We start from the raw sequence: 12,560 nt of genomic DNA, 5'->3' as shown, positions 1-12,560 counted from the left end.
GGCTATAAACCAGGAATAGTCTTGATGGATGCAGGGTATGGTAATAACACCAGTTTTTTACAAGAATTAGAAAACCGAAAATTAAAATATATCGGAGGAATTGCCAAGAATCGCAAAGTAATAATAAAAAAAACAGTAGATGAAACAGAAGAAAGGAGAGTAGATAATTTAGCGAAAGCTTTACCTGTAGAAGCTTTCACAAAAATTCAACTGGCTCTCGAACGACCGAGAACAGTATGGGTGGCAATAAAAGAAGTCGAGTTATCAAAATGCACGGGTAAGAAAGTAATAGCTATCGTCATGAATGCAGAAACTTTCGATGCCGCCACTGAAATAGATTATTTGATAAGTAATGTTGACTTATCAACAGCGACAGAGGAGTGGATAGTGAAAACTTATTCACAAAGAAATTGGGTCGAAGTTTTCTATCGGGAAGCCCAGGGCTGGTTGGGGTTAAATGAATATCAAGTCAGAGATGAAATCAGCCTGAAAAGACATTTCATCATGGTGTTTTGTGCCTACACTTTCATTCTCTGGCATACCTTAACAGGAGGATTAAGGCGCAAATGGGCAAATAAACCTTTAAACACTTTTAATGATGCACTTGAAGCATTTCGGACAGCCATATCTTTTAGGTTTGTAAAATGGTTGAACCAAAATTGGGACGTATTCTCCGCTTATAAAGCCAGTTTAGGCTTTGTTTGGGCTTAAAATTTGTTTAAGTCCCGATAGGATTTGAGATTTGAGATTTGAGATTTGAGATTTGAGATGAAAAATTACGGATTCTGTATGGGTTTGGATCTTATAGGGGATTGCATTATTTTTGGAAACGGGTATCACAACCAAACCAATTGAAATAAAATTGACAGTGAAAGACCTGTCATGCAAAAATTCATGCAGGTCTTTCAAGAAATCAGATGGCAAGCAAAAGACGACCTTAGCCAGAGCAAATTCTAGTCGTCCTCTTGCTGGTCATCATCATTCTCGTCAAACTGCCTAACAGTGGAGCCACTGCGATTACACCAGGAGCCACTCATGGAGGTGATGTTGGAGGTCTGCGTGGTGGGATCGTAGCTAAAAGTCTCCTCGGCGGTGATGCCGTACTTGGGCAAGATGCTCAGGTGCATCATCAAAGGATTTGCTTTTTTGTCTAGAGCGAGTTGGGTAGTCGTCATAAGTTAGTCTTTTTGAGCGATTGTTTTACTTTCACAATGCTACAGCTTGCCAATTAATTTGTATAGTCGAAAAAGGTCGGATAAAGTCGTATAATATAAAAAGTTTTGATAAAGCTTTAATCGTTTTTGTATTCAAGGCGAAAATAGTCGGATCTAGACGGTTTTAGTTCGATCGCTCGGATATTGTGAGGAGGCGCGGGTGAACGTTAAGGAAGCACTGGCTTTGGCAGATGAAGTGGTCTTTGCGAAAACTGGCAAGCATTTAGATGATATGCAAGTTGGTGTGATTGAGGGCGTTTTGAAGCGGCAAAAGTATGGCGATATTGCCCAAGCGCTGAATTGTACTGAGGGTTATGCTAAAGATGTGGGCTACGAGCTATGGGAGTTGTTCTCTGATGCTTTTGGAGAAGAGGTTAATAAGTTAAATTTGCGATCGGCACTGATTCGCAAGTCCAGGATTAGCAACGTTACAGGCGCTATCATTACTGGTCATCATGTCGCTCATAATCATGTAATCGGATCGCTGAATGTCTGCACATCACAGGAAGAGTCGCCTGAGTTTTTGCGGGGAAAGCAGCGGGCGAAAATGGAGGCGATCCAACGCTTGCAAGCCGTCGGTTTGAGCGACGAGCAAATCGCGCAATGCTTGGATCTGACGCTAGAAGAGATTCGACAAGTCGATTTGACAGAATAAGAATGTTTTGCTCCTGATTACCAGATAGATTGAATCGTTAAAAAGCTCAGAAAACGAAAAATCACCATGAGATTCATTAACCCCAAAATCGAGTTTGCATTCAAAAAAATATTCGGCTCCAATCAAAGCAAACCAATCTTAATCAGCTTTCTCAATGCCATGATTTATGATGGTAATCCCACCATCGCTGACTTAGAAATTATCGACCCGTATTTAGCATCAAGAGTACAGTATCTCAAAGACTCTTACCTGGATGTCAAAGCCCGGCTTGCAGGAGGCGCAACTGTAATTATCGAGATGCAAGTTTTAAATATAGAATCTTTGGCAAAACGGGTGGTTTACAATGCTGCGAAAACTTATTCAACTCAACTGATTCGCGGTCAAGGTTACTTTAAGTTAAAACCTGTAATAGCTTTGACAATAACAGATTTTGAAATGTTTGACAATGACCAAGAAGTAATTTCTAACTTTGTCTTCAAGGAGAAAAAGCGTTTATTTGATTATGTCGATCCAGAGATTGAACTGATTTTTATCGAATTGCCGAAATTCAATAAACAATGGGATGAATTAGAAACTTTGACTGACAAGTGGGTTTATTTTATGAAAAATGCTCCCAGTTTGGAAGTTGTACCGTCAACAATGGAAACAGTCTCGGAAATACAGCAAGCCTTTGCTATTGCTAATGAAACTAACTTGAATCCCGAAGAGTTGGCAGATTTAGAAGCACGCGAAAGGTATATTCTGGATCAGCAGGGAATCTTGCGAAAGGGAATTGAAGAAGGACTCGCACAAGGGCGAGAAGAAGGCAGAGAAGAAGGCAGAGAAGAAGGCAGAGAAGAAGGAGTCGCGCTAGGAATGAGAGAAAAGGCTCTAGAAATTGCTAGGCAACTTATCAATGTCCTTGACAATCAAACCCTTAGTCAAACTACTGGTTTGAGCGTTGAAGATATCCAAAACTTGCGGGAGGAATGAAGGGAAGGGAAAAAGTACGATCGCACAATTAGTACACCTTTTCTCGCTACTAGGATCAGCCTGGTAGCGTAGGTTTTTGAGGTTCTGCCTCTTGGATTGAGAATGACGCTAAATATTAACTCTCATCCACTTAATACTCAAGGATGAGTCTGCCCTCTGTCTAAAGGAAGATTTCATTAAACGAGTAAATTCCGTATGATGCTGTAAAAGTCAGTCAGAGGGGAAAGCTATCTCCGACTCTAGCTCCGCATAACTGACAAATCTTACTATAATCAAAAAATACATCTCATGACATCAGTCACTCCCAATCAAACTTCGTCTCAATACGAAGTTACAGAATCAGAAGAAAAAATTGAGTCTCTGGTAGCAGAAGTTAAGCCAGAAAGCGAAATCGATTTAGAATTCCTCTACACGAGAGACATTGAATTCCGACAAGAAACAATTTATTTCATTGTAGTCGATCGCTTTTACGACGGCGACCCCGAAAATAACGAAGGCCCAAACCCAGAACTTTACGATCCAGAAGGCAAAGATTGGGGCAAATACTGGGGCGGCGACTTGCAGGGAGTTATCGACAAACTCGATTACTTAAAAGATATGGGAGTTAGCGCAGTTTGGCTGACTCCACTGTTCGAGCAAGTTGAAGCATTATTTGTCGAACAAGCAGCGATTCACGGCTACTGGACTAAAGATTTCAAGCGACTAAATCCCCGCTTTATTGCCAAAGGCGACAATCCTTCTATTAACCAAACACAAGAAAGTAAAGATACGGTATTTGACAAATTAGTATATGAGTTGCACCAGCGAAACATGAAACTCGTGCTCGATATTGTCTGCAATCATAGCAACCCTGATTTTAGCGGGAAAAAAGGAGAACTCTACGACGACGGCGTAAAAATAGCTGACTTTAACGACGATGAAGATGACTGGTATCACCACTACGGCGAAGTCAAAAACTGGGAAGATGAATGGCAAGTCCAAAACTGCGAACTGTCGGGTTTAGCAACTTTCAACGAAAACAATATTGCATACCGCAATTACATTAAGTCAGCAATTAAACAATGGCTGGACAGAGGTGTTGATGCTTTGCGGGTTGATACAGTCAAGCATATGCCTATTTGGTTTTGGCAGGAATTTAATGCTGACATTTTAACACACAGACCTGATGTTTTCATTTTTGGCGAATGGATTTACAGCGACCCTAGAAACGATCGTTCTGTGGAATTTGTCAACGAGTCGGGGATGACTATTTTAGATTTTGGTCTGTGCGTGGCAATTCGAGAAGTATTGGGGAAGGGTGCGGAGGCGGGATTTAAGTTAGTCCAAGATGTCCTGAATTTGGATCACCGCTACTACGGGGCGACGGAGTTGATTACTTTTATTGACAACCACGATATGCCGAGGTTTCAGTCGTTGAATCCCGATCCAGAAATGCTGCTGTTGGCGATAGGTTTAATTATGACGACTCGCGGCATTCCCTGCATTTATTACGGCACCGAACAGTATCTGCACGATGATACAGATGGGGGAAATGACCCCTACAACCGCCCGATGATGGAAAAGTGGGATACTGATTCGCCGATTTACCGAGCTGTGCGATTGCTGTCGGGATTGCGGCGGCTGAATCCAGCTATTTCGATGGGGAGTCAGTGGCAAAAATATCTAACTCCTGATGTTTATTGTTACGTGCGCCGCTATCGCGATTCCGTGGTGTTTGTAGCGATGAATCGTGGCAGTTCTGTTACAACAATTGAAGAGGTTGATACTGAGCTGCCTGATGGAGAGCATACGGAGGTTTTATCGCGCCGCAAGTTTGAAGTTAAAGATGGGATCCTGTACAATTTAGAGTTGGGTTCGCGGGAAGTAATGATTTTTAGCCGCGTCGGAGAGCGAGTTAAGGCGAAAACTATTGTGCGGGCGCAGCTTAACAGCGTTAGAACTCAGCCTGGGGAAAGAATTGTGGTGATTGGAGATTGTCCTGAACTGGGGAATTGGGATATTAGTAAGGGTTTCCCGTTGGAGTATATCAATACTAATACTTGGTTTGGGGAAATTCCTTTTAATGAAAGTGCCGGGAAGTTGATTTCTTATAAGTATGCGCTGCTACGGGAAGGACTCTCGCCGCTGCGAGAAAATCTGGTTTGTCGCCGCTGGGTTTTAGTTTCGGAAGGGACGGTGAAATGGCGGGATAAGTGGGCGAGTGGACGGGAGTCTTAATAGTTTTGATTTCGGAGTTTTGGGTGAAACCGTTTTAGGCACAGAAACCGGGTTTGATGAAAGAAAATACTTCCTTAAGGCTTTCGATTATCTTTTTGAAACCCGGTTTATTTACTAGGTACGTAACGGCTGTGAGATTTAATTAGGAACTGCAACTCATAATTCATTACTTTTTAAATATGACTTAGGTAATAAATAGTGGGGCTTTTTATCTATATCAGTAAGGTGTGCATTGTGCATCCTGCGGACGTTATTTATGGTGCGCCGAGGCGCACCCTACAGTTTTATTAAAGCGATCGCAACTTGTGGGCTAAAACATCGACATAACGTTCGCTACTGTGCGGGTTCACAACCATTTCTTAGCCCCGCTGCGCTTGAGATTCAGCTTCTTGAGGATTTTTTAGCAAAGGGACGATCGCCTCGCGCAAACCTGCTGCATCTGGCACATTTACCACTTTAGCAATATCCGGGGCCGCTAAATAATCGACCATACCTTGAGTCCGAGTAATGACAACGGGTCACTTGCAAGCCATTGCTTCCAGTAAAGCCGTACCTCCAGCAGCATATTTATTGTCCATCAAACAAACTGCAATTACGTCTGCATCGCGGTAAAGCTGCACTAAATCTGGCCATTCATAGAATTTGCGCGACATATTTTCTGGCATAGTATCGGGGAAAGCTTGCGATAAAGCCTTAGCATCTTTAGAAAAACCGCTAATTTTTACCGAAAACGCTGCTGATGGTTAGGAAACCGCGTTGATCGACACCTGCGCGCAAATCCTGTACGAATCAAAAACAGTGACACACGCCGATCGATTGCAAGGACTTAACTACCAGCCGAGAAGTCCCTCGGTATATTTAGAGGGGATTAATCTGAGCGCTGCGCGAAGTACCCCGTTGGGAATTACCGCAGGGATGTCCAGAAGCGTCGGGTGTAGGTACGGAAACCGACAATTAGACATTGCGAGTACCTTTAACTTTGATGTACTTTCTAAACATTAAATCAAAAGAAATGGTACATTAAGGTAGGTCGAAAAAAAGAAGTTAAAAAATGCAACTCACGTACAAATACCGCCTCAAACCCACGAAAGCCCAACTAACAACTATTGTGGCTCATTTAGAACTCTGCCGTCGGCAGTACAACTACCGACTCGGCGAAAGATTTAGGTGGTGGGAAGCCACGAGAACACCTATCAACGCCTGTCCCTTGATTGTTTCGATAGTCCCGATTGAGGAAATTTATCAAAATATTCCCTTGACTAGAGTGCAAACCAGGGACGGCAGAAAAAAGGATGAGTCAGGCAATCCTTTGACCAGGAAAGGTGATGTTTTCTCAAACATTGAAGGCGGATATGTACAGTGGCAGACAATACAACTGGCTGATCTGAAAAACACTAAAAAGCTATTTCCTGATTACAAAGTGCTGGATTCTCAGGTTTTGCAAGATGTCGTCAACAGAGTTGAAACTTCCTTTTCAAATTTCACCACCCCCGACAAAAACGGCACTCGTCGAGGGAGGCCCAGATTCAAAGAGCTTCACTACTACAAATCTTTCACTTATCCTCAATTAGACAACTTAGATATTGTCAAGGACGAGCAAGATAGGATTTGTATTAGCCTCGCCAAAATAGGTCAAGTGCCTATGGTTTTCCACCGTCCAATACCAACAAACTTCAAAGTTAAGACGGGCACAGTTATCAAAGAAGCGGATGGGTGGTATATTTCCCTGACGCTAGAAGATAAAAGGGTTCCCGTAACGGTTGCAGAAATTCAACCGACGGTCGAAAATACTATTGGTATCGACTTGGGAGTCACTAATTACGTTTATCTTTCCAGTGGCAAAAGGGTAGAAAATCCTAGATTCTTGAGGAAGTCGGCCCAGAAATTAGCAAGACTTCAAGCGAAGTTAGCTAATAGAGTTAAGGGTTCTAAGCCTTGGAAAGTTATCAAGGACAAGATTTCCAAACTCCATCAGTTTGTAGCGAGAGCTAGATTAGATTTTCAATTCAAAACTGCACATGAGCTATTCGGTAAATGTGATGTTTTAGTTGTTGAAGATTTGAGCGTCAAAAATCTGACTAGACGTGCCAAGCCCAAGACTGGTATTGAGAATGGTAATTTGGTTTATTTACCGAACAGCCAGTCAGCAAAAAGTGGCTTGAATAAATCCATTCTTGATGCGGCTCATGGACAATTCGCCAGCGTTCTCAAATATGTTGCTTGGAAGTTAGGTAAAACTGTTCTATTTGTTGACCCCAAAGGAACTTATCAACATTGCTGGAACTGCCTCAAAAAAGTGCCGAAAGAATTATCAGAGCGGTGGCATTGTTGTCAGTGTGGAGAATCCTTGGAGCGAGATAAAAATTCAGCCAAACTCATAAAGAAGATTGGATTGAGTTACGAAAGTGGCGGGGGAACTCCGTCACTCAAAAAAGCATGAGAAAAAAAAGGAAAAAGAAGCCTGCGGTCTAACGGTACTCCGTTGACCGTCAGGTTCGTTCACGCTTTTATGCTGAAGTTAGCTAAAGAATTTATGTTTAACCTCATGTATATTTCTCCAGAGCAAGACCAAAAAATTCGCTACACCCTGCGCGAGTGCGGTCAAGAAGCTTACAAACTCGCAGCCGAACCTTTTGAAGTGTCCGAGAAAGGGCCCAACGACTACGTGACGAGTATAGATCAATACCTAGACCGACAACTATCGGCAGCATTTAGCGCTTTGTTTCCTGAAGACGGCAGGATCACCGAGGAAAACGTCGCCTCCAGAACAGCTTACGGGGCCAATTACCAGCGCCTCTGGTGCATCGATCCCCTCGACGGGACTGAAGAATTTATTCGGGGAAAGCTGCACTACGCTTCGATGGTGGGGCTGCTGCTGGAAGGGGAACCGGTGGCCGGCTGGCTCTACGCCCCGGCTTTTGACCAAATGTATTTTGGTGGCAAAGATTGGGGATTGTTCCAAAGTGTGGGAACCCAAGCGTCGCAGCCGATCGCGCTATGCAAACCCCCGGCCCCGACAGCGGAAAATTGTAAAATTGTTCTCGGAGACAAAGACCAAAAAAACTACGCCCGGGCGATCGCCCAAAGCATCCCCGGAGCCGAATTTTACTCGCTGGGCAGCTTTGGCTTAAAAGTGATGGAAGTTATCTTCGGTCGAGCTGGTTTGTACCTGTATCTCAACGGCAGAGTTAAAGTGTGGGATACCGCCGGCCCTCTGGCTCTAGCAAAAGCAGCCGGATTGGTTTGCTGCGACTTGCAAGGTCAACCGCTGAGGTGGACTAAAGATGCGATCGAGCCGGAGACTCTGGCCCACACGCAGTCAATCGCGATCGGCTGGCCGGAATACATAGAACCTCTGTTGGGCAAAGTTCAACAGGCAGTGGCAGGCTTGTAAACCCGTTTAAGATTAAAGAATCTGTCAATTTTACGTGAACCGGGCCTCTGCACCCTTATCATCAATTAAAGGAGCAACGGATTGTTTGTGTTCCCAAACATCGATCGTTCCCTAGCTGTTGGGTTTCGCCTAATCATATTTCCCACCTCCGCGATTTTGCGTCAGGAACCTCAGCCCCGACGGCGTGAGGCTTGGAAGAGTAATCCGACAAGCCATTCTGACCAGCTATCGTCTTAACTGACTACGTTTTTTGAGTCACGACACTCCTTGAATGCGAAGCCAGTTTTGGGCTCTGTCGCTGAAGGTTAAACAGCCCTAATGTCACTGGGGCAGTGCTTTGGGCCCAACAAGCTCACTAAACCAAGGCGCAGGCTAACATCACCCCGAAAGGGAGGCTCGAAAGAGCAAAACACTATGCGTACAGGGCTGGGAAGTTTGAGGCGGTAATTGTCCCGCTGAAAGTGCAACACAAAAGCACACTCCCGCCAACCAGTCCCAAGGCGGTAGTAATCAAAAAAAGACAATATAAAGCCGTCCTAGAAGGACGGGGTTTCTACCCATTTTTTTGATGAAGACAGAAGCTTTCAGTGAGCTATTCCCTCTATTTAAGGGTGCTAACCCAGAAACCTTGGGAGGGCTGCTATCAAATGCCGTCAAGCATGAGTATCCCCCGGGCCGAGCTGTGGTGATGGAGGATTCTTGGGGCAACGCGATTTACTTTGTCGTGTCTGGCTGGGTAAAAGTCCGGCGCTTGTCAAACGATCGAGCTGTATCAATGGCTATTTTAGGACGGGGTGCCTTCTTCGGCGAAATGGCCATTCTGGACGAATCTCCCCGATCGAATGACGTACTTGCTCTATCGCCCGTGCGACTTCTCAGCGTCACAGCTCAGCGATTTATCCAAACGCTGTTTAAAGACCCGCAATTGCACCACCGGATGCTGCAACTGATGGTGCGGCGGCTCCGCCAAACCAATCTCCGCTATCAACTCCGAAACCGCCAGCCAGCGGTTAAACTAGCAAATACTTTAGTCGAGCTGGCAGAAAACTACGGTCAGAAAACTGCTGAGGGCAAAGATATCTTCAATATCCCTTATGAAGACTTAGCGGATGTGACAGATATCACCCTAGATGAAACCAGCAAAATTATGGAAAAACTCGATAGTAAAGGTTGGATCAATATCGATCCAGACCGCGAAACTATCCATTTGATCAACCTCAAGCACTTGATTAATTTGGCAAGTCAATGACTGATGTTACTTCTTTGGATACCTCGTCCGCTGCCGGCAACCGTGAGGGGCAACTAACAGCACCGACAATTCAATATTCGGTGGCGATGCCCAATCCTGAATCCCATCTCTTTGAAGTAACTTTGCGCGTGCAAGGTTGGTCGGAGCCGGTTCTGGATTTAAAAATGCCTGTCTGGACTCCCGGTTCTTACTTGGTTCGAGAGTACGCCCGCCACCTGCAAGATTTTAGCTCCCAGGCGGGCGATCGAGCTTTACCTTGGCGCAAGCTCAGCAAAAATCACTGGCAAATCGAGACCGATTCGGTGTCAGATGTCACGGTTTTCTACCGCATTTTTGCCAACGAACTGACAGTGCGAACCAATCATTTAGACTCGACGCACGGTTATTTCAATCCGGCGGCTTTGTGCTTTTTCTTGCCCGGTTTTGAAAGCAACTGCTACACCGTAACCGTTGTGCCACCGCAGCCCGAATGGCGCACCGTTACGACTTTGCCACCTGTTTCTGGCCAAAATCTTACTTTCGCTGCGGCGGATTTTGACACTCTCGTAGACAGTCCTTTTGAGATTGGCTGTCACGAAGTATACGATTTTGAAGTGATGGGAAAAGCCCACCAGCTAGTTGTTTGGGGAAAAGGCAACTTAGAACCAGAACGCACGATTCGAGACATCCAAAAAGTGATCGAAGTCGAGGCAAAAATGTTCGGCGGTTTGCCTTACGAACGCTATGTGTTTTTCCTGCATTTGTCCGGCTCTGGTTTTGGTGGTTTGGAGCACAAGGAGAGCTGCACTCTCAACTATCCGCGTTTTGGTTTTCGGGCTAAGGAAAAGTATGAACGCTTTATTCAGTTGGTAGCTCACGAGTTTTTTCACCTGTGGAATGTCAAGCGCATTCGACCGAAAGCTCTCGAAGTATTTGACTACGAAAAAGAGAATTACACTCCTTCTTTATGGTTCTCTGAAGGCACTACCAGTTATTACGATTTGGTCATTCCTTTTCGAGCGGGTATCTACAGTGTGAAAGGTTTTTTCCAAGGTATGGCTAAGGAAATTACTCGCTTGCAGACGACTCCGGGGCGGAGCGTGCAGCCTCTGAGCGAGTCGAGCTGGGATGCTTGGATTAAACTTTATCGTAGGGATGCTAACAGCGACAACTCGCAGATTTCCTATTATTTGAAAGGGGAAGTTGTTTCGTTTTTGCTCGATTTGTTGATTCGAGCCAAACACGGCAATGAGCGATCGCTCGACGATGTGATGCGTTTGATGTGGCAGCAGTTTGGCAATGCTAATTCTGCCCAAAACGACGATTTTGACCTGAAGTCGGGAACCGACGGCAAATCGGCGCATTTGACCTCAAACGGACAGTTAAATTCTCCTTCGCTGCCAGCAGAAATAGGCTTTACTCCCGAAGAGTTGCAAAGTGCGATCGAGTCCGTCGCCGGCATCGATTTGAGCGACTTTTTCGCCCGCTATATTGACGGTACAGAAGAGTTGCCTTACAACAAGTATCTGCAACCTTTCGGGCTGGAACTCACCGCAAGTGAAACTAGCGAAACACCTCGCATCGGTTGGACGTTGGGAACGGAAAACGGGCGGGAAATGGTTAAATTTGTCGAAGTAGGATCTCCGGCACAATTGGCCGGAATTGATGCTGGAGACGAGTTGCTGGCGATCGAAGGTTTTCGGGTAAATGCAGAACAAGCGGGCGAGAGACTAAAAGATTTCAAGCCTGGGGATATCGTCTCGGTGACGGTTTTTCACCAAGACGAACTGCGGACTTGTCCTGTTACTCTTGCCCCGCCGCGCCCGATGCGTTACTCGATCGTGCCGGTGGAACAGCCCACCGCTATTCAGAAACAAAACTTTACTGGATGGCTGGGAGTTCCTTTATCGAAATTGTGACCTAACAGAAGGTGAACGGGAAAGAAAAGACCAGAAGAAATCAAGCTCAATTCCCAATTCCGCTAGCATCCTCCTGGTAAAATTGAATCACCCGTAAATACTCAACTATCATTCAGTTTTTCGACTGACAGTTAACAGTCAACAGTCAACAGTCAACCATAATTCCGGTTGCACCGGAATTAATATTACCAATTACCAATTTTGATTATGCAAACCCCACCTCCTCCATCAATTACGCCCCGCCAGATGAATCTGCTGAGGATTGTTGCTTCTATGGCCTGGGCTGACGGCCAACTCGCGACAGAAGAAGTTAATTTAATGCTCGATCGCTTTTGTCGTTTGTTTGCCCCAGATACCGACGGACAACAAATGCAACAAGAACTGCGGGATTACGTCATGCAAAATATCCCCCTTGACGAGTTGATCGGCCAACTAGAAACTCAAGATGAAAAGGAATTAGTCTTGCAACTCGGCTATGAAGTGATTTCTTCTAGTTCTCGCACTCCTGACGAACCAAAAATTAACGCTGAAGAAGCCGCAGCTTATCAAAAATTAGTGCAGTTGCTCAATCTTCCAGAGGATGCGGTCAAGCGTATTGAAGCTGAATCATCGGCGGGAGATACTTCGGAGGGAATTGTCGAGAAGATGGCTCACAAATTAGAAAAGTTCATCAAAGGTTAATTTAGGACTTGTGCGCGCTTTGCTTAGAAACCCGGTTTCTTCCTAGATTTCTCGTTACTCAACCTGGAATTTTTCGTAGAAACCGGGAATAAGCCCCCCATCGGTAAGTCTTGTTATCTAAGTATCGGAATAATATTTTTATGAGTGCAACTATTTACAACTAAAGCTGAAGGGAAATAAAGCGGATTGTGACTCCCAATTTGCTAAGGAATGAGAATTAAATAACTTCCACAAGTTTGTGGGATGGGCGTCCCGCCCGTCCAAAAAGGACGGGCGGGAC

General features: G+C 44.9%; 12 protein-coding genes. 9 read left to right on the top strand and 3 right to left on the bottom strand.

Going from position 1 to position 12,560, the window contains the following annotated elements:
* Window positions 1-711 (top strand): transposase (locus QUB12_RS34820; RefSeq protein WP_333310719.1); only part of this gene is annotated, 711 nt, incomplete at its 5' end.
* Between the two features lie 242 nt (window positions 712-953).
* On the opposite strand, the gene QUB12_RS34815 is transcribed toward QUB12_RS34820, so the two are convergent.
* Window positions 954-1,175 carry a hypothetical protein gene (locus QUB12_RS34815; RefSeq protein ID WP_333054024.1) on the bottom strand — a complete coding sequence of 74 codons (222 nt, stop codon included), beginning with the start codon at window positions 1,173-1,175 and terminating at the stop codon, window positions 954-956.
* A 199-nt stretch (window positions 1,176-1,374) separates the two neighbouring features.
* Between QUB12_RS34815 and QUB12_RS34810 the strand changes: the two genes are divergently transcribed.
* The 3 genes from QUB12_RS34810 to QUB12_RS34800 all read left to right on the top strand — a co-directional run bounded on the left by QUB12_RS34810 (window position 1,375) and on the right by QUB12_RS34800 (window position 5,058).
* Window positions 1,375-1,869, top strand: a complete 495-nt coding sequence (locus QUB12_RS34810) for a hypothetical protein (RefSeq protein WP_333310717.1) — start codon at window positions 1,375-1,377, stop codon at window positions 1,867-1,869.
* A gap of 66 nt (window positions 1,870-1,935) precedes the next feature.
* Complete coding sequence (locus QUB12_RS34805; protein ID WP_333310715.1) at window positions 1,936-2,841, top strand: Rpn family recombination-promoting nuclease/putative transposase; 906 nt, start codon at window positions 1,936-1,938, stop codon at window positions 2,839-2,841.
* Window positions 2,842-3,129: 288 nt separating this feature from the next.
* Complete coding sequence (locus tag QUB12_RS34800) at window positions 3,130-5,058, top strand: alpha-amylase family glycosyl hydrolase (protein WP_333310713.1); 1,929 nt, start codon at window positions 3,130-3,132, stop codon at window positions 5,056-5,058.
* A 359-nt stretch (window positions 5,059-5,417) separates the two neighbouring features.
* On the opposite strand, the gene QUB12_RS34795 is transcribed toward QUB12_RS34800, so the two are convergent.
* Together QUB12_RS34795 and QUB12_RS34790 are read right to left on the bottom strand one after the other, a co-directional pair.
* Window positions 5,418-5,549, bottom strand: a complete 132-nt coding sequence (locus tag QUB12_RS34795; protein ID WP_333143012.1) for a hypothetical protein — start codon at window positions 5,547-5,549, stop codon at window positions 5,418-5,420.
* 27 nt (window positions 5,550-5,576) lie between these two features.
* Entirely contained in the window at window positions 5,577-5,711 is a 135-nt protein-coding gene (locus QUB12_RS34790) for a hypothetical protein (RefSeq protein ID WP_333143011.1), read from the bottom strand.
* Between the two features lie 398 nt (window positions 5,712-6,109).
* Here QUB12_RS34790 and QUB12_RS34785 point away from each other — a divergent pair, with 398 nt between their 5' ends.
* The 5 genes from QUB12_RS34785 to QUB12_RS34765 all read left to right on the top strand — a co-directional run bounded on the left by QUB12_RS34785 (window position 6,110) and on the right by QUB12_RS34765 (window position 12,280).
* Window positions 6,110-7,498 (top strand): transposase, encoded by a 1,389-nt coding sequence (locus QUB12_RS34785; protein ID WP_333143010.1) that lies wholly within the window; start codon window positions 6,110-6,112, stop codon window positions 7,496-7,498.
* A gap of 69 nt (window positions 7,499-7,567) precedes the next feature.
* A complete protein-coding gene (locus tag QUB12_RS34780) occupies window positions 7,568-8,452 on the top strand; it encodes an inositol monophosphatase family protein (protein WP_333310711.1) in 885 nt (294 codons plus the stop codon).
* A 568-nt stretch (window positions 8,453-9,020) separates the two neighbouring features.
* Complete coding sequence (locus QUB12_RS34775; RefSeq protein WP_333104596.1) at window positions 9,021-9,701, top strand: Crp/Fnr family transcriptional regulator; 681 nt, start codon at window positions 9,021-9,023, stop codon at window positions 9,699-9,701.
* Complete coding sequence (locus QUB12_RS34770; RefSeq protein WP_333310709.1) at window positions 9,698-11,599, top strand: M61 family metallopeptidase; 1,902 nt, start codon at window positions 9,698-9,700, stop codon at window positions 11,597-11,599. Before QUB12_RS34775 ends, QUB12_RS34770 begins: the two co-directional genes overlap by 4 nt.
* A gap of 207 nt (window positions 11,600-11,806) precedes the next feature.
* Window positions 11,807-12,280 carry a TerB family tellurite resistance protein gene (locus QUB12_RS34765; RefSeq protein ID WP_333310707.1) on the top strand — a complete coding sequence of 158 codons (474 nt, stop codon included), beginning with the start codon at window positions 11,807-11,809 and terminating at the stop codon, window positions 12,278-12,280.
* Window positions 12,281-12,560: the final 280 nt, after the last annotated feature.

Origin of the sequence: Microcoleus sp. B7-D4 (assembly GCF_036705125.1) — a bacterium.
Classification (GTDB): Bacteria; Cyanobacteriota; Cyanobacteriia; order Cyanobacteriales; family Microcoleaceae; genus Microcoleus.
This window is presented reverse-complemented; position numbering and strand designations above follow the sequence as displayed.